Source organism: Colwellia sp. 1_MG-2023 (assembly GCF_030546755.1).
GTDB lineage: Bacteria > Pseudomonadota > Gammaproteobacteria > Enterobacterales > Alteromonadaceae > Thalassotalea_H.
On record NZ_JAUOPE010000004.1, the window covers coordinates 173,521 to 192,329 of the forward strand.

Below are 18,809 nucleotides of genomic sequence, written 5' to 3' on the forward strand. Positions count from 1 at the left end.
GCAGTAATAAGATAGACTGTTGAGATATTGTGCATTAGCACTAGTTAAAATATTAGGAGTATGAAGAGTGAGTGAAGCAGGTTTTAAACATATGCATATTAGCGAGTTACATGCGGTGATTAATGATAAAAGTCATGTAGTGGTTGATATTCGAGATCCTAACTCATTTCAAGCTGGTCATATTCCTGACTCGATTCATTTAACCAATGATAATATATCAAGCTTTATCCGTGAAGCCGACATCGATGCTCCTGTAGTGGTGTGCTGCTACCATGGTAATTCAAGTCAACAAGCGGCTCAGTTTTTACTCAGTCAAGATTTTACCGAAGTTTATTCATTAGATGGTGGTTTTGTTGATTGGCAATTACACTATCCTGATTTGGTTACCTCAGGAAGTAATGCAGAGTAATGACGGACTCTTCACATTCTTTACAACCGCTTGTTAGTGTTCCCCAGCATAATATTGCTTTGCTGTTTTCAAATTATTTAAACAGTCAAAATATTGCAAGCCGTGTGCAAATTGAAGGTGAACAATTTGTCATTTTATGTTCCCCTGACATGTATGAGCATGCGCGGGAAATGTTCAATGACTTTATTGACAACCCTTACGATGTTAAATATCAACAAGCGGCTTGGCATAGCAGTGAAACTATCGATGTCGTGCAAAATGGCCCTGCATTTTTTACCAGCTTTAAACAGCAGTTTTTAGCGCATGCCGGTGGTGTAACCTTAAGCATTTTTGCCTTATGTTGGTTGATTTATATTGGCAGTATTTTAGGCTGGCAAAAAGCTATTTTTAGCGAAATTCATTTTTTTACTGCATTATCGGTGACACAATTTTTTGATAACCCTTTGCGGTTAATTGGTCCTGTTTTCTTTCATTTCTCATTGTTACATATTGCGTTTAATACCATGTGGTGGTGGCAACTCGGTGGCAGCATTGAAAAAGTGATGGGCAAAATGGAGCTCGTACAATTATTTTTACTATCGGCTATTTTATCAAATTTAGGACAATTTATTGTATCAGGGCCAAATTTTGGTGGCTTATCAGGTGTTGTTTATGGCGTGGTAGGTTATGTTTGGTGGGCCGGTTGGTTAGCGCCAGAAAAAGGATTAGTATTATCTAAAGCTATCGTTGGCTTTCTGTTGTTTTGGTTGTTACTCGGCTTCGTTGATGTCTTGCCTGTGAATATGGCGAATACTGCGCATTTATTAGGGTTAGTATCAGGGTGCTTTTTAGCTTGGCTGCGGTTTGCTAACCAAGCTAAAGGTGAAAAGCTTCAATAGTTATTTTTACTAATTATCTAGCCACTGCGTAAAAAGTAATTTTTTAATTAATGGTTGACCGGTTTCTTTCGTCAATAAGCTTTTAATTTGATCTTCACAAAGCTTTTGAATTTCATGGCGACCATTAATAGATTTAATTTTTGCTTCTGGTTGCTGACCTATAATGTCAATAATTGCATCGCGTAATAATGGCGAATGATGTTCAACCGCTTCAAAATTAGACGAATCTTCAATCATCAATTCTACGGTTAGCCGTACGTAGCCCATCTTCTTTTTAACCGCAACGTAATTGGTGATGATCTCAGGTTCAAAACCAAAATAGGCATAGTCAGCCGCTTTAGCTTGAAGAGAAGAAATGAGCATGACTGAAAATAGAAGAAAGCTTTTAAGCATAAAGGCTGCGTCCTTGAAAATTAATAAGTTGCTATAGGTACTGCTAAGTTATCGGCATTTATTGTAGCGATATTAGCGAGAATTTTCATTTTATTTATTTTACTGAATATTAAAAATACAAAAATCGACCCGCCGGCAGAGGTTTGGCTATAAATAAAAACCTGATATCATACGCCCGCTTTAATCGTCAATGGTTCAATTATACATGGTGCAACACGCTCAATCACATCGTTTATTTCCTGTGCAAATGCATGCGAAATGGTGTCGAGAAAAAACTTCGCAATTAAATCTTTATTTGCAAGATTGGTTATTAGATCCGAGCTCTTTAACGGCGAGGTTAAAGCAACACTGCCAAGATTTTCATGTGCAAGTATTAGGGCAACGTGTCGAAAATTGCTCGGACGTTGAAAGTAATGACGATATTATTGCCGGCGAAGAAGTCTTAGTGCGTGAAGTGTTATTGTTTTGTGATAACAAACCGCAAGTTTTCGCGAGAAGCTTACTACCTTTACGATCACTAACAGGCAATGAAGCACAATTAGCAAAATTAGGTGAACAATCGTTAGGGCAAGTTTTGTTTAATCACCCAGATCTCAAACGTAAAGGGATTGAAGTAGCAAGTTTTGATCAGCAGTCAACGGTTGCAGCACTGGCAAGTTATTATCAGTTGTCAGTAGAGCACCCTCTATGGGGCCGACGTTCTGTCTTTGTGGTAAATGACAAACCACTCATGGTGGCAGAAGTTTTCTTACCAAAGTCATTTGCCTATCAAGAAATAAGTGAATAAATGAGCAATAATCAAATCCAAACATGGCCTGAAAAGTGGCAGGCTATTAAGCAAATTACTCGTATGGATAAGCCCATAGGTACTTATTTATTACTGTGGCCAACCTTTTGGGCTTTGTGGATTGCGGCTGATGGGTTTCCTAATTTGCATTTACTGTTTGTTTTTTCACTGGGTGTTTTCATCATGCGAAGTGCTGGCTGTGTGATTAATGATTTTGCTGATAGAAAAGTGGATGGCAAAGTTAAAAGAACAGCGCATAGACCCTTAGTTTCAGGAGCCATGAGCAGTGAACAAGCATTAAGCTTATTTGCTTTTTTAATTGGTGGCGCGATCGCTTTAGTGCTGACACTCTCCCTTTACACTATTTATTTATCGGTGATTGCGCTGATATTAGCGGCTAGTTATCCCTTCATGAAACGATATACCCAGTTACCTCAGGTGGTTTTAGGGGCGGCTTTTAGTTGGGGAATGATAATGGCATTTGCTGAACTGCAAGGCGAAATTCCGTTGGTGGCGTGGTTATTATTTGCTGCTAACCTACTGTGGACGGTAGCATACGACACTATGTACGCCATGGTTGACCGTGACGATGATCTAAAAATAGGCGTGAAATCTACCGCTATTTTGTTTGGTAAACATGACAAAAGAATTGTTGGATTTTTGCAATTGTTGACCTTAGCATTACTGTTTACCGTTGGCGAAATGTTAGCATTTGGCTGGCCATTTCAATTGACGCTTGTGTTAAGTGCAGGTCTATTTTGTTATCAGCAAATACTAATTGTTAATCGTGATAGAGATAATTGTTTTAAAGCGTTTTTAAATAACCACTGGGTCGGATTAATTATATTTGTTGGTATTTACATCGAATATTTATAACGGAAATAACAACACATCTTAGATAAGTACTGATTTAATCATGACGTTTTTTGACCGTGTTTTAAGTAATGCTAATCTTGTCAAAAAACATCGTTGCTCGGTTATCGTAAAATACTTTGTAATACAGAAATATCGACTAAATTAGACACGTATGATCGCGTAATATCTAAAGTACTGTTGGCAATTAACAGGCCATTTTCATCAGTGTGTATTAATCCTTCTTCTCGCATCGCCTCAATTAACGTCATTTGTGTTTTCTTATCAATAAATTCTGCCGCATTGATGTTATTTAACACGGTTAAACGTTTAGCAATAGCGACAACTTTTTCAACAAAGTCGTTTTTATTGATTGGTGATAAACGATTGATGAGGATTGAAATAATCGTGAGCCTTTGTAACGTTTCGTCTGCGCATTCACCGAGTAAACTGATACTACTGAGAGTCTTATTTTCATTAATTAAAGACCAAAATCCTGCTTTACTTTGTTTTGCGGTATTAAGCGCAGCGAGTGCCGAAAGCACCTGTGAAACTTGTTGTGATATTTCTTCATTACTTTGCCACAAGAATAAATCTCGTTTAAGTAACACAAGAATATCCTGCACCTGCTTTTCTAATACTTGTTGAGTAATTTTGGCATTTTTTTCTAAAATTCGACACACTAAAGCTGGCAGCATAAAAGTGTGTAAAATATTATTACGGTAATAGCGCATTTCCAAAGCAGCGGACTCACTTAATGAAATAATGTCGCCAAAACTATCATGATCTACCGTTACTTTATTTAAGGTAATAGCGTCATCGAGTAATTGTTCACCACTTTGCTCAGGTAAAGTAAGTTCTTTACTATAAGGAGCTTGTTTTTGTATCGCTAAAAAGAAATCTAATTGAATAATCAGTTCTTGACGAGACAAGGCTTTATTTTTCGTAGCGAGTAATATTAGGGCAATTAGTGAAACACCATTTAACGCTGCACATTTGTTGATGGCGACCATTACTTGGTCGGCTAACACATTAACGCTTGGGGTTAACCAGCTTGGTTTTTGAGGGTCAACTGCATCTATATCATCTTTCCAGTTAGGGACTTGCTCGGTTAAAAACTGATTGATGTTAATTGGCGTACCAAAATTGACGAAACCTTTACCATAATTTCTGAGGTTTTTAATCGCTTTAAAAACGCCAAAAACGGATTCATTTTTCTTTTTACTGCCGCTTAATTCTTTATGGTAAGTACCTACTTCCATAACATGTTCATAGCCTAAATAGACAGGCACTAAGGTGAGCGGACGATTAATGCCACGTAAAAGGCTTTGAATGGTCATCGCTAACATACCCGTTTTAGGATCTAGCAAACGGCCGGTTCTACTTCTGCCACCTTCCGAGTAATATTTCACAGAATAACCACGTTCAAACAACAAGCCTAAATATTCACGGAAAATCGTGGAATACATGCGGTTACCGCGGAAACTACGACGAATAAAAAACGCACCGGCTTTTCTGAATATAGGACCAGCGGGCCAAAAGTTTAAATTAATACCTGCGGCAATTCTTGGTGTAACAAGACCTTGTTGATAAATAATATAAGTGAGCAATAAATAATCCATATGACTGCGATGACAAGGAACATAAATGATTTCATGACCGTCATCGGCAAGTTCTCGCAAGGTATTGGCATTATTCACTTCAATCCCTTGATAAAGACGATTCCATAACCAGTGCAACACTCGTTCACCCACGCGAACCATAGATTCGCGATAATCACCGGCGATTTCATCCATGATTTTTAACGCCTGTTTTTTGGCCGCAGCTTCACTTTGTCCTTTGCTTTCTACTTCGTCTTGAATTAATTTTTTAATTGCTGGGTTTTTCAGTAATGCTTTAAACATTTGTTGTCGATGCATTAATCTTGGCCCAGTCGCCGCAATTTTTTGGCGATGAAAATGAAAGCGGGCAACCCGTAATAATTTTCGTGCAATTGCATCGTCTGTTCCATGTTTATCTGCCATGTAACGTAGTGACAATGATTCACTAAAACGTACGAGCGTGTTTCTCCCTAAAAACAGCACAATAAAAAATTTACGTAACCAGCTTGGTGATTCTTGGTCAGCAAGTATGGTGCCTACATTGGCATTATTTTTCTCGATGGTGGGTTTTCTACCCCAAACTAAATTCGCTGGGATCAGCTGTACGTCTAATTGTGGATTGTTTTTATGTAAAGCTAACAATGCTAAGCCTTGCTCTTTAGCTTTACCTTTAATCGCCCCTTTTGAAAAGAGCACTTGGCTTGGTTTTTCTAAGCAAAGTGTACGCTGGAATGTTTTACCATCAATCGTGATGCTTTCTAAAGGATCAGGAAAATTGAGTTTTTTACAGGCTTTTTGTAGGGTTAATAAATCACTCGCCGATTGATGTCTTACAATATAAAAAATGGGTTTGTTGTTATTACCTTGTTGAGTTTCAAGGACTTTATCGGCAACGATCCGACATTTTACCCAAAATTGAACCGGAAATTTTAATAGCATATAAAAAAATGTACGTAGTGCTAACATCTTGTTTTTCTCAGACTTATCAGAATAAATAGTGTAGCATTAATCAAAAGACTTGTCTTATTTCGTGATAGGTTTGCATTAAGTGTTTTACTTTTTCAACACATGACGATTAAAGGTGTTTCATTGATAAATAAGGCAAAGCCTTCAAAGGATAAAAGTGAATAAAATTGCGGTTTTTGTTGACGTACAAAATATTTATTACACCACGCGGGATACTTTTCAGCGCCAGTTTAATTATCGAAAATTTTGGCTACAATTAAGTGAGCAAGGTGAGATAATTCATGCCAATGCCTATGCTATTCAACGAAGCGATGACGCTCAACATAAGTTTCAAAAAGCGCTAAAACATATTGGCTTTAATGTAAAACTCAAGCCTTTTATTCAACGAGCTGACGGTTCAGCGAAAGGAGATTGGGATGTTGGCATCACCATAGATATTATGGAATTAGCGGCTGACGTTGATACGGTAGTGTTATTATCGGGCGATGGTGATTTTGACTTGTTGTTAAAAAAAGTGGCTGAAAAATATCAAGTTACAACGCAAGTTTATGGTGTTACTGCGTTAACGGCTAATGCTCTTATTAATGCTGCGACAGAATTTTTTCCAATAGATAACACCTTACTTTTGTAAATATTGTATTTTATATACACAATTTATGCTTAATAAGGCATGATATAGAAGGTTTATTTTACTAGGTATAATCACTGTGAAAACAAGAATAAATAAGCTTACGGCTTATTATTTAAAATGTTTTTTGATTATCTTCATCTTACTCCGAACGACTATGTCTTTGGGGGAAGAATTAGTGATAGGTCTAGGAAATTTTCCGCCACTTTTTTCAACGTCTGGCTCTCCCGCTTTATTTAAAGATTTAATTGATGGCGTTTATCGATATATTCCGGATAAAACAATAACGTATCGCTATATGCTTTCGAATGCTCGTTTGGAGATGGGCTTAAACATTAAATCACTTGATGGCGCCGCTAACATTTTTTCTAATCGATATATACAAGGTTGTATAACTGAGCCCCTGTTTGGTTTTTTTGATGTTGCGATTAGCAAAAAAGATCGTGCTATTGATATCAATGATGTTCACACGTTAGCGAACTATTCCGTAGTCTCATATCAAGGCGCAACAAAATTGTTAGGCCCTGAATATAAAAAAGCAGTGGCACATGCTTCCTATTATAAAGAAGTACCCAATCCGATAAAGCAAGCTAAGTTATTGTCAAGTGGCTTGGTGGATGTAAGTATTGGTGATAAATACATTTTTTTACATAGTCTCGCGATATGGTCGAGAGGGAAAAGTGAAGCGAGTGATTATGTTTTCCATCCTATTTTTCCACCTGTTGCAAGCTCTATGGGCTTTATTAAACAAGAGCATTGTGATGAATTTGATCAAGCCTTAGTTAAGTTTAAAGCCAGTGGTGAATACCAAAAGGTTTATGATAAACATTTGCAGCGTTTTTATTGATAATTTTTACTCTCGATTTAGCGATTTTTGGCTGAATATGTTTCATTTTTTATTGAATAAATCCGCAGGACATTAGCGATGGATATTCGGCGGCGAAAATAGCTGTTTATGCTTCTGATACTTTCGAACTATTCGCATTAATTTTCGAATCACTTATGATAGAGCATCAATAATAAAAATTATGCGCTGATATGCTGTCGATTTCATTATTAGTATTACTGACATTCTTCTATTTACTTCTCCTTTTTGCAATTGCCTATATTGGCGATAAATATACGATTTCCTCAAAAGTTAAACCTATGATTTACAGCTTAGGTTTAGGTGTTTATTGTACCTCTTGGGCGTTTTATGGTGTGACGGGTCAGACAGCTAAAACGGGTTGGTGGTTAACTCCTACCTATACAGGCGCGATAATAGTTTTTATTTTAGCCTGGCCATTAGTGCTTAAAGTTGCCCGAATTTGTCGTGAACAATCGCTGACGTCGTTGGCTGACTTTATTTCTTCTCGCTACGGTAAGTCTTCGAGTTTAGCTGGTCTTATTACTATTACGGCTTTTTTTGCCATCATTCCCTATATCGCCTTACAACTTCGCGCAATTACCAACAGTTTCAATGCCGTAACCCTCAACTCCCCCGCATTAGATAATATTGATATTACTTTACTGTTTACCGTGACATTAGCGATATTTGCGATTTTATTTGGTACGCGAAGAATTCGCCCTTCTGAGCATAATCCAGGGCTTTTATTAGCAATAGCCTTTGAATCAATTATCAAATTATTTACGTTTTTAGCGATTGGTTTTTTTGTTTGTTATGTGATGTTTGATGGAGTGGGGGATTTATTTGCGCAAGCGGCTAATAATCAAGCGGTACAAACAATAAGCTCACCGCCAAGCTATGTATATATTACTCAAACTTTGTTAGGCGCATTAATGATGTTTTGCTTGCCACGCCAGTTTCATATGGCCTTTATTGAGCAAGACAATGAAAATGAGCTTACAACTGCTCGTTGGTTATTCCCCTTATATATGATTGTCTTGAATATTTTCGCTTTGCCTATCGCTTATGCCGGATTAATTTTATTTGATGGTTCAGCGGTTGGCTCAGACAGCTTTATGTTGCAATTGCCTATGTTGGCCAATAATAATTTTATGACCATAGTGTCTTATCTAGGCGGATTTTCTGCGGCTACTAGTATGGTGATTGTCGCAACTATCGTGCTAAGTATTATGGTGTCTAATGACTTGATTACGCCAAAGTTATTAGCCAATGAAAGTGGCTTACATCAGCAAGAGCGCCTAAGTCCTAATAAATTATTGATCATTCGTCGCATTACGATTGTCGTGATATTGCTCGCTGCGTATGCCTATTATCGCGTTACTTCGAATACGCAATTATTAGCGGTGACTGGCTTAATGGCAATGTCATTAGTCGCACAATTTTCTCCGGCGTTATTGCTTGGTTTAGTGTGGCGCAAAGCGAATATGAAAGCCGCCTATCGAAGTATTATTGTTGGCACTACGTTGTGGGCGTATACCTTATTATTACCTTCATTGAATAACACTTTTATCAATATTGACGGCTTAATAGAACAAGGGTTTTTAGGGATTGCTTGGTTAAGACCAACTATGATGTTTGGGCTAGAGCTTGAGTTTATTTCTCATGGTGTTGTTGTGAGTTTAGCGTCTAGTTTGGCGGTTTTTGTCTATTATTCATTAGTGAATGCTCCTGATATGAGTGAGCAGCTGCAGGCTATCCATTTTATTGATTCTGATAACCAGCAAAAAAATAATCAACAAAGAACATCTCCGTTAACTATTCGTGATTTATATAATTTGGTAGTACGTTTTTTTGGCCAAACCTTTGCTGATAAATTGTTATCGCAACATTTTCAATCCGAGAATATTAATTGGGAACATATTGCCCCCGTAACCTTTGAGCTAACCGTTGAACAAGAGCTTGCCGGTGTGATTGGTGGTCCTTCAGCAAAATTATTATTAGATTCCGCAAAACGTCGACGCCATGCATTATTGAACGATGTAGTGGATATTGTTGATGAAGCTAGCGAGTTGTTACGTTTTAATCGTTCATTGTTACAAGCGACAATACAAAATGTTGAGCAAGGTATATCTGTGGTGGATAAAGACCTTAAAGTGGTGGCTTGGAATCGTCGTTATATTGAAATGTTTGATTACCCTGAAGCTGAAATTTTTGTCGGTCGACCGGTAGAAGAAGTGCTGAAATTTAATGCAAAACGTGGGTATTTTCCTAATTTGAACGGTGAGCTTGAAATCGCTAAGCGTATTGCTTACTTGGAAGAGGGCAAAGCTTATCGGTTTCAGCGGGTGCAAAAAAATGGCAAGGTTTACGAAATGTCGGGCAATCCTCTACCAGGCGGAGGATTTGTTACCACTTATGCTGATATTACCGAATTTGTGAAAACGCAAAAAGCATTGGAAGAAATTAATGCTCACCTTGAAACACGGGTTGAAAAACGCACGATAGACTTACAGCAAGCCAATCAACATTTGCAAGAAGCAAAGTTAGATGCCGAACAAGCTAATATTAATAAAACTAAATACTTCGCGGCGTTAAGCCATGACCTTTTACAGCCGTTTAATGCGGCGAGTTTATTTTCGTCTATTCTGGCGGAGAAAACCGAAGATGACACGTTAGCCGAGCATTTAGATAAAAAAGAGTTACGCGATCTTAGCCAAAATATTCACTATTCGTTAAGTAATGCTGAGCAATTATTAAGTTCAATTTTGGAGTTAACGAAATTAGATGCCGGAGCCACGCAACCGTTAGTGGAAGACTTTCATCTGAATGAATTTATTCGGCCTATCTGTGATGAGTTCAAACTTATTGCTGAGAATAAAGGGTTATTATTTGAAGAAGATATTCTTGTTGTCGGTACGCGTTCAGATAAAACTTTGTTGCGAAGAGTGCTGCAAAACTTATTATCAAATGCATTACGGTATACTGAAAAAGGTAAAATTTCCTTATCAATTATAGAAGCAGATGGTCTGTTAAAATTAACCATAGCTGATACAGGTATCGGCATTGAAGAAAAAGATAAAGTACGGATATTTAATGACTTTGAACAAGTTGAAAAACCGTTGAATCAAGCAAATCGTCAAGAAGTAGGGCTTGGCTTAGGGTTAGCAATAACCTCGCGTATTTGTAAAATTTTAGGGATGCCTTTTGAGCTTGTTTCTGTAATTGGCGAAGGCAGCCAGTTTAGTGTTTATCTACCGGTCATTAATATAAAAAGCGATAACACCGCACCTAAACAACTAACAAACGTCGCCAGAAAAGATTTGGTTGGTCTACAAGTATTGGTGATAGATAATGATGCGCCAGTATTATTGGCTATGCAAAAACGTCTTACAGAGTGGGGCTGTGTGGTTTCAACGGCTAAAGATCAACAAGAAGCCTTGCAGCAATGCGAGAACGCACAACCTGATATTATTATTGCGGATTACCATTTAGATTTTGGCAAAACAGGGGTTGATGCGGTTGTTTTTATCAATGAAACACTACAAACGAATATTCCTGTTATTATTAATTCGGCTGATCACTCGGAAGATATACATGAGCAAGTTGTGACCAATGGTTTTATGTTTATTCATAAGCCTGTTAAACCGGCGGCCTTAAAAAGGACGATCAAAACGTTACTTATTAATGTTAATACCTGATTGTAGAGAGCCAGGAATCATCAAGTTGTAGCTGTTGAATAATTGGGTTTAGGTGACGATAAACATCATGATATTTTTTAGGAATTAAAATGCGTCGATCAAAAATATCATGTGGCTTTTTAGAAAGGTAAAATTTTTCCTGCCAATGATTTTTTTTAACTAAATAATTAAAAGTTGATCGGCTAATGACTGCAGAGTCTATGCGCTTATTTAATAACATAGTAAATAAATCAATTTCATAAGGGCGTGATGATCTTTCGCGATGATTTTTGCAACAGTTTGTTTGGTATTTATACAAAGCATTGCGAATGATATGTGGTTATTCCACATCAATGAGCAAAAATGAAGTAGAAATGACAAACAAACGTTGCCCGAAGGGTTCAATTAAAAGCCATTTTTTATTCGTTGTTCGCTATTTACATGAAACAACCATGCTACTTAGCTCACGCCTTGAATAAATGACTTTTATTTTGAACAAAATTTAACCTCGAAAGGTCAACACGCCCTAGTAGTATTGACGCGGATAATTTTATTTTTTGCAACTAACTCATTAATACCATAATAATAAAACCCTCTCACACCACCAAATATTTTTCCAATTAGAGAAGTTTGATCATTATATTCGATAGATTGTTCTTTTAATGAAACGATTTTATCTCTATCGGTGAAAACCTTATGTGTCCAAAGAAATTTATCCTCTTTGGGATCATTAAACCATAAGGGATTTACACCGAGTAATATACCGTTAAGCGTGTCATTCTCTATCATTCGCTCGATACGCTTACGTGGAACTGGCACTATTTCAAAAAAATATTTTTCATTAATGGTATTTATGTGTCGTACAAAGTCGTAGTACATCCCTTGCTTTTTAGCGGCATTAATCACTAAAGGTGGTTTTAGATGATAGGTATAAATAGTCACTAAAGGCTTTTCTTCGGCGAAAAGAGTCGTGCAATAAAGAAGCAGACACGAAAACAACAAGGTTTTAATAATAGTAATATTCATTACTCGTGAAAATAAAAATCGATAGTTATTACTATAATAGGCTTATTGAGAAATTGCCTTTTTTTAACGAAAAGTTATTGTATGGTTGAGTGATTAAAAGGTGTTTGTTTTAGCTTTTGAAAAAGCGTACTCGCTTGCGTGCGGTTATTGACTTCAAACTTTTGCAAAATGGCGGAAACATGATTTTTAACCGTCGGCTCTTGGATATTCATTTCATAAGCAATTTGCTTATTCAACAAACCATCGGCAATCATTTGCAAAACACGGTATTGGGCAGGGGTAAGCTTACTGAGCTTCTCGGCTATTTCTTTTTCTTCAGAAGGTGTTTCGGTTGATAAATTGATGCCTGGCGGTAACCAAGTTTCACCGTCTAAGACAAAGTCTATGGCGTCAGAAATTTCATCGAGTGACGCTGATTTAGGGATATAACCACTGGCGCCTAAATCGATGGCTCGATTAATAATATTGGCTTCTTCTGTGGCTGACACCATGACAACTTGTATATCTGGGTAGGCGTTTCTGATGGTTGCTAAGCCGGTGAAACCATCATTGCCTGGCATATTTAAATCAAGAAAAATTAACTCAATATCAGGGTTCTCTTGGATCACATCAATGATACTGTCGAATGACTCTGCTTCAATTATTTCACTTAGTGGCAATGACTTTTTTGCTGCTTGAATCAGGGCCGCACGAAATAAAGGGTGATCATCTGCAATGGCTAATTTCACAAATTCTATACTCATGTTTGACCTTAATGCATTTATTAAAACACGGAAGAATAGTGGGGCGCTAGTATAACGCCCCAATAAGGTAGATTTTAGAATCTATAGCCAACGGTTAAGTGGATGGTACGCGGGTCGGCAAAGTAACCAATTAAGGTAGTATCACCACCTAAACCAGCGCCATAAGTGCCATCACCATTGTCTACGGCAAAGTTATAACCACCAACCATCACTTCTTCGTTGGTTAAGTTTTTACCGTGTAAACCACCGTACCAATTACCTTCGGTACTTTCCCAAGTAATGCTTGCGTTTAAGTTACCTGAGCCTTCTTGAATCAACATATCGCTATCTTCAAATAACAGATACTCGTCACGGTAATAATATCCACCGCTGAAGACAAAATAACCGATTTCAGTATCAAGCGTGTAATTGGCTGAAAGGTTCATGGTGTATTTAGGGGTATTTGATAAACCGACTAAAGGCACCGCTACTGTTGGGTCGTCTTCAATTTCTGAATCAATGTAACCGAATGAAAAGTCGATTCTTAAATCATCCGTTGCTGCCCAAGTGACTTCAGCTTCAATACCGTCACCGGTAGAACCTTTGATATTACCTAAGTTTTGATTTAATACCGTTAGATCATTTGGATCAGGCGTTATAGTGATATATTGACGATCTTTATGGTCGATAGAGAAGAATGTTACGTTGGTACGTAGCATATCGTTCCAATCTTTTTTGATCCCTATTTCGATTGAATCAACAATTTCTGGATTTGCTGCATCTTCGTTTAAGGTGGCTCGTGGATTAAACGTACCAGATTTAAAACCTTGTGAGTAACTAGCGAATATCATGGTGTCATCATCCATTTGATATTCAAGTCCTACGCGAGGCGAAAATTGTGACCAATCTGCTTTTTTAGGTGCGTCTAATATACCGTCACCATTGGTATCTTCTCCTAATACCTGTGGAAAAGTAATACTAGGATCTCTGGTGTAACCGTCAATCCACCCGGTATTTGGGTAAACATTAGAAAAAGCTAAGCCGTTGTTAACATAAGCTTCTTTTTCTTCATTGGTATAACGAGCACCCAATGTTAAAGAGAGTTTTTCTGATAAGTCGATACTACTTTGTAAGTAAATTGCACTACTTTCACTATTGTTACAGCCAGTAACTTCTCGCGTTAGTCCGGTAGCACCTAATGAAGCGCCATAAGCTGCACGACCTAAGAAACCTAAAATAGCATCAAAATGTCCGCATGATTCACCATCATATAAATACAGACCACCAACAATGTTATAACCTTCACCTGAATAAGAGGCTTGTAATTCGTGGCTAGTATTTTCATCATCATAAAACGCTGGCACGTCAAAAATATCTAATGGGGTATTATCAAAATCAATATTGGTATCTGAATAGCCTTCTCGAGAGGTGGCGACATATTTTAATGATAAATCCTCAGAAGCCTGCCAGTTCACCATAAAACTTAAACCAGACAGTTCGACACTATTTTCTGTTGGCATACTGGTGTAAGAGTCATAAACATCATCTGGCACTGGAGCATTGGTTAATAAGCTCGGCAATAAACGATAACCACCTTTAGCATTTGAATCATCTTGCGTTTTATCCCAAGCTAAACGCATAAATAAGTCATCAGAAGCATGATATTCTAAGGTTAACCGTGCTGCAGTTAAGTCTTTGTTGTAGTTTTCTTTATCTTGATTTGGTAAGTCAGAAATTAAAAATTCACCAAACCCATCACGATTTAAATTCGCGTAACCAAAACCTAAGTAAAGGGTATTTTCAACTAACGGTATTTGTCCCGTCATTTTTAAATCTTTTTGATTGTAGCTGCCAAATGTACCTTGGATGTCAAATTCAGCATCACCAGACATTTCTTTGGTAACATATTTAACCGCACCACCAATGGTATTTTTACCGTATAAAGTTCCTTGTGGACCACGTAATACTTCGATTCTTTCAATATCTAAAAGATCTAATACTGCACCTTGTGGTCTCGCTAAATATACGTCGTCTACATAAATACCCACGCCTGGTTCATAGCCCCAAAGCGGATCCTGTTGACCAACGCCACGAATAAAGGCGGTAAGTGTTGAGTTAGTACCACGGCTGGTTTGTAGCGTTGTGTTTGGTGAAAAGCGTTGTACTTCTGTCATCACAGAAATACCATTTTCAGCTAACTCGGCGGCGCCAACTGATGTCATGGCTACCGGTGTTTCTTGTAAGTTTTCGGTAGTTTTACGGGCGGTTACTTCAATTATTTCTAAACCTGCCACTTTCTTTTCTGTAGCTTCTTCTGCTGCATAAACTGCAGAACTCATTAGTGTTGAACTAATAGCGATTGCACATAGCGATTTGCTAAAAGTGTTTTGTAACGACTTACTTTGAGCCGTTTTTGATGTAAACATTGATGTATTCATGTTTCTCCCCGATGGATATTCTTTCTTTATAGTTATATTTATTGCAGTGATTGTTTTTCAGTCGCTAATTAATCTAGCGCAAGCTAACCCATCTGTATGTGGTACTTAAGTACTATACCTTTTTATCATCTTGTGAAGCACAATGAAATTGAGCATTTAAGGTGATTATTTTTCTATTCGCTATCATCTTATATTACTCATGAGTTTTGTTAGTGAGAGATCTCTTCAGTCAAATTGATTTAATTAAAACAATACTCAGGAATTATTTATGTTAAGTATGTTTGGCTTAGTCGGAGGACTCATTTTATTAGTGGTTCTTACGATGAGGGGTATGAATTTATTCATTAGCGCTCCTTTATGTGCGTTACTTGTTGCCCTTAGCAATAATATGGCGTTACTTACTGGCGACACTTATTTTGTTAGCACTTATATGTCTGGCTTTACGAGTTTTATTGCCGCGTGGTTTTTTATGTTTTTACTGGGTTCTTTATTCGGTAAATTTATGGAAGATACGGGCGCAGCAGACAGTGTTGCCCGCTATATTGTTGATAAACTCGGCATGAAGAAGGCGGTTTTTGCCGTTGTAGCCGCTTGTGCTATTTTAACGTATGGCGGCGTTAACTTATTTGTTGTGGCGTTTTCCGTATATCCAATGGCGTTAAGTTTATTTAAAGATGCTAATTTACCACGCCGTTTTATCCCTGCCACGTTAGCGTTTGGCTCGGTTACTTTTACCATGACGTCGGCAGGCTCGCCGGAAATTCAAAATTGGATCCCGATAAAATATCTAGGCACTACTCCTTATGCCGGTTGGGAAGTCAGTTTAGTGGTTGCGATTTTTATGGCGTTATTCGGCTATTGGTGGTTAAAAAAGCTCATTGCAAAAGCCGTGGCAAATGGTGAGGTATTTGAACACCGTGATGATGATCCTGAAATTTTTCAACGAGATTATCCTCATCCCATTACCGGTGTTATCCCTTTATTAGTAGTATTAACCTTGTCGTTTACTCTTCATAGCTACTTTGGCCATAATGCGCTGATTGTTGCTTTAGCCGGTGGCGTGATCAGTATTTGGTTGATCAATCACAAGTATTTTCACAACTTTAATCAAGCTATTTCTGATGGTACCAATGGTGCATTAATTGCAATTGGTAACACAGCCGCCGTCGTTGGTTTTGGCGCAGTGGCAAAATCAACCGCTGCTTTTCAAACAGCAGTGAATATCATGACTCAAATACCGGGCAATGAATTAATTGGTGCCGCTGTAGCGGTAAGCGTTATTGCCGGATTAACGGGCTCAGCCTCAGGTGGCCAAGCGATAGCATTACCCTTAATTGCACCACATTATATTGATCAAGGGGTTAACCCTGAAGAGCTACACCGTGTGGTTGCTATTAGTTCAGGCGCTTTAGATACCTTGCCACATAATGGCTATGTCGTTACTACTATTCGTGCTATTTGTAAGGAAACGCATGCAAGTGCGTATTGGTCGATGTTCGCTATGACCGGCGCAGTTCCTTTGTTAGGCTTAATACTCGCCATTGGCTTGTTTATTTTTATTTAGATTTTGATAGGAAATATTATGAATATTCGACTTCTTCTTTTAGCAGCGATCCTGCTGTTATCAGGAATTTGCTTAGCAGACGAAGCTAGTAAACCGTTACTGGTAACTAAGCAAAAATTCACCCTCGATAATTTTCAAACCTTTGGCGGCAAGAATATCGCAAAGGTTAATGTGGGCTGGGAAGCTTATGGCACGTTAAACCAAGATAAAAGTAATGCGATTTTAATTACTCATTTCTTTTCAGGAAACTCACATGCTGCGGGTAAGTACAGTGAAAGTGATGCGCTACCCGGTTATTGGGATAGCATTATTGGCCCAGGCAAAGCCATTGATACGAATAAATACTATGTCATAAGTTCCGACACGTTAGTGAATGCTAGCGCGTTTGATAAAAATGTTATTACTACAGGGCCAACGAGCATAGATCCTAAAACAGGTAAACCATACGGATTAACGTTTCCTGTGGTGACAATACGTGATTTTGTCAATGTGCAAAAAGCGCTGATAGAAAGTTTAGGTATTGAAAAATTACATGCTGTTGTCGGTGCTTCCATGGGATCATTGCAAGCCATCGAATGGTCAGTTGCTTACCCTGATATGGTTGAGCGCATGGTTTCTGTGATTGGGGCGGCAGAAATGGACGCGTGGTTGGTCGCGGGGCTTGAATCTTGGGCTGCACCGATAAAACAAGATCCAAATTGGAATGGCGGTGACTATTACCAAAGCAAAGCACCGAAAAAAGGTTTGCAATTGTCGTTAGCGAGTATCACCAAAGATGCAATGCACCCCGCTATTTTCAATGCTTCAAACCCTAACCACCAAGCTGTTAATCAGGCCGCATTAAACGATATTAACGCTAACTTTCCAGTGGTTGATTGGCTTTATGCTGCCGCGGGAGCCAAAGTTGATATTATTGATGCGAATCATGTTTTATATCTCGTTCGCGCCAATCAATTATTTATTGCCGGACATAATAATGATTTAGCCGGAAGTTTGAAAAAAATTACCGCTAAAACGTTATTTCTTCCTGCCGCCAATGATTTAGTGTTGTTTCCATCAATGGCTAAAAAGGCACATGAACTGATTGGCGAGAATAGTCAGTATGAAGAAATTCAAGGCATGTGGGGACACCTCGACGGCCTCTTCTCAATCAGTAGTAAAGCAAAAACCATTGCGACATTTTTGGAGAGTAAATAATGGAAAACATGACCGCCTTAATTACCGGAGCAGGCAGTGGTATTGGTTTCGGTGTGGCTCAGTCGTTAGCTGAAAAAGGTGCGAATATCATTATCACGGATATTAATGATGAGGCGGTATTATCTGCCCAACAAAAATTAGCTGAAAAAGGTTTAACAGTTAAAGGTATTAAACTGGATGTCACTAATGAACAAGATATCGAAAATTTGCTCGTAGCTTTAGCGGACACAAGCGTTGATATTTTGGTTAATAATGCCGGCATACAATATGTGTCACGTCTTGAAGATTTTCCAATGAATGTTTGGCAAAAAATTGTCGATGTATTACTGACTGGCCCTGCCAGAACTTGCAAAGCATTTATGCCGCAAATGCGAGAAAACGGTTTTGGCAGAATTATCAATATTGGTTCGATTCATGGCTTAGTGGCCTCGCCTTTTAAGTCTGCTTATGTGGCGGCTAAACATGGCTTAATTGGCTTTTCAAAAGTCATCGCGTTAGAAACTTCGGATACTGATATTACTATTAATACCATTTGTCCAGCCTACGTTAAAACGCCTTTGGTTGAGAAACAAATTAAAGATCAAGCGCAACAGCATGGCATAAGCGAAGAAGAGGTTATCAATAAAATAATGCTAGAGCCTATGCCGAAAAAGTCGTTTATCGATATTGAAGAAATTAGCGCTACGGTTTGTTTTTTAGCGAGTAAAGAAGCAAGAAATATGACGGGACAAGCGCTTGTCCTTGATGGTGGTTGGACAGTTAAATAATCCCATTGAATAGTTTGATTTAATGATCAAGCAAATTGATTTACCAATGATAGGAAC

Annotated in this window: 15 protein-coding genes; 10 read left to right on the forward strand and 5 right to left on the reverse strand. The window is 38.1% G+C overall.

Features of this window, described 5'->3' with window-relative positions:
- The first annotated feature begins 91 nt into the window (after nt 1–91).
- On the forward strand, nt 92–409 hold the full coding sequence (glpE, locus tag Q4493_RS06210) for a thiosulfate sulfurtransferase GlpE (protein WP_303450777.1): 318 nt from the start codon (nt 92–94) through the stop codon (nt 407–409).
- Nucleotides 409–1,287: a rhomboid family intramembrane serine protease GlpG gene (gene glpG, locus Q4493_RS06215; protein ID WP_303450388.1), complete on the forward strand. Its 879-nt coding sequence runs from the start codon at nt 409–411 to the stop codon at nt 1,285–1,287. The genes glpE and glpG overlap by 1 nt, the downstream gene beginning before the upstream one ends.
- A gap of 9 nt (nt 1,288–1,296) precedes the next feature.
- On the opposite strand, the gene Q4493_RS06220 is transcribed toward glpG, so the two are convergent.
- Nucleotides 1,297–1,680 carry a flagellar basal body-associated protein FliL gene (locus Q4493_RS06220; RefSeq protein WP_303450390.1) on the reverse strand — a complete coding sequence of 128 codons (384 nt, stop codon included), beginning with the start codon at nt 1,678–1,680 and terminating at the stop codon, nt 1,297–1,299.
- Nucleotides 1,681–1,885: 205 nt separating this feature from the next.
- Between Q4493_RS06220 and Q4493_RS06225 the strand changes: the two genes are divergently transcribed.
- Nucleotides 1,886–2,467 (forward strand): chorismate lyase, encoded by a 582-nt coding sequence (locus Q4493_RS06225; protein ID WP_303450392.1) that lies wholly within the window; start codon nt 1,886–1,888, stop codon nt 2,465–2,467.
- On the forward strand, nt 2,468–3,343 hold the full coding sequence (ubiA, locus tag Q4493_RS06230) for a 4-hydroxybenzoate octaprenyltransferase (RefSeq protein ID WP_303450395.1): 876 nt from the start codon (nt 2,468–2,470) through the stop codon (nt 3,341–3,343).
- Nucleotides 3,344–3,444: 101 nt separating this feature from the next.
- Here the strand turns inward: ubiA and plsB are convergent, their stop codons facing one another.
- Nucleotides 3,445–5,886, reverse strand: a complete 2,442-nt coding sequence (gene plsB, locus Q4493_RS06235) for a glycerol-3-phosphate 1-O-acyltransferase PlsB (protein ID WP_303450398.1) — start codon at nt 5,884–5,886, stop codon at nt 3,445–3,447.
- A 157-nt stretch (nt 5,887–6,043) separates the two neighbouring features.
- Here plsB and Q4493_RS06240 point away from each other — a divergent pair, with 157 nt between their 5' ends.
- From Q4493_RS06240 to Q4493_RS06250, 3 genes are all read left to right on the forward strand, one after another.
- Nucleotides 6,044–6,517, forward strand: a complete 474-nt coding sequence (locus Q4493_RS06240; protein WP_303450401.1) for an NYN domain-containing protein — start codon at nt 6,044–6,046, stop codon at nt 6,515–6,517.
- Nucleotides 6,518–6,671: 154 nt separating this feature from the next.
- A complete protein-coding gene (locus Q4493_RS06245; RefSeq protein WP_303450403.1) occupies nt 6,672–7,361 on the forward strand; it encodes an ABC transporter substrate-binding protein in 690 nt (229 codons plus the stop codon).
- 191 nt (nt 7,362–7,552) lie between these two features.
- The gene (locus Q4493_RS06250; RefSeq protein ID WP_303450406.1) at nt 7,553–11,059 is read left to right on the forward strand and encodes a PAS domain-containing hybrid sensor histidine kinase/response regulator; all 3,507 of its coding nucleotides are present in this window, start codon (nt 7,553–7,555) and stop codon (nt 11,057–11,059) included.
- Between the two features lie 495 nt (nt 11,060–11,554).
- Here the strand turns inward: Q4493_RS06250 and Q4493_RS06255 are convergent, their stop codons facing one another.
- From Q4493_RS06255 to Q4493_RS06265, 3 genes are all read right to left on the reverse strand, one after another.
- Complete coding sequence (locus tag Q4493_RS06255) at nt 11,555–11,980, reverse strand: hypothetical protein (protein WP_303450408.1); 426 nt, start codon at nt 11,978–11,980, stop codon at nt 11,555–11,557.
- Nucleotides 11,981–12,138: 158 nt separating this feature from the next.
- Nucleotides 12,139–12,807, reverse strand: a complete 669-nt coding sequence (locus Q4493_RS06260) for a response regulator (RefSeq protein ID WP_368506781.1) — start codon at nt 12,805–12,807, stop codon at nt 12,139–12,141.
- Between the two features lie 74 nt (nt 12,808–12,881).
- On the reverse strand, nt 12,882–15,212 hold the full coding sequence (locus tag Q4493_RS06265; RefSeq protein ID WP_303450782.1) for a TonB-dependent receptor: 2,331 nt from the start codon (nt 15,210–15,212) through the stop codon (nt 12,882–12,884).
- Nucleotides 15,213–15,492: 280 nt separating this feature from the next.
- Here Q4493_RS06265 and Q4493_RS06270 point away from each other — a divergent pair, with 280 nt between their 5' ends.
- The 3 genes from Q4493_RS06270 to Q4493_RS06280 are packed head-to-tail and all read left to right on the forward strand — an operon-like array spanning nt 15,493 to nt 18,752.
- Nucleotides 15,493–16,788 (forward strand): GntP family permease, encoded by a 1,296-nt coding sequence (locus Q4493_RS06270; protein ID WP_303450411.1) that lies wholly within the window; start codon nt 15,493–15,495, stop codon nt 16,786–16,788.
- A gap of 24 nt (nt 16,789–16,812) precedes the next feature.
- Nucleotides 16,813–17,985 (forward strand): homoserine O-acetyltransferase, encoded by a 1,173-nt coding sequence (locus Q4493_RS06275; protein ID WP_303450783.1) that lies wholly within the window; start codon nt 16,813–16,815, stop codon nt 17,983–17,985.
- A complete protein-coding gene (locus tag Q4493_RS06280) occupies nt 17,985–18,752 on the forward strand; it encodes a 3-hydroxybutyrate dehydrogenase (protein WP_303450414.1) in 768 nt (255 codons plus the stop codon). Before Q4493_RS06275 ends, Q4493_RS06280 begins: the two co-directional genes overlap by 1 nt.
- The last annotated feature ends 57 nt before the right edge of the window (nt 18,753–18,809 follow it).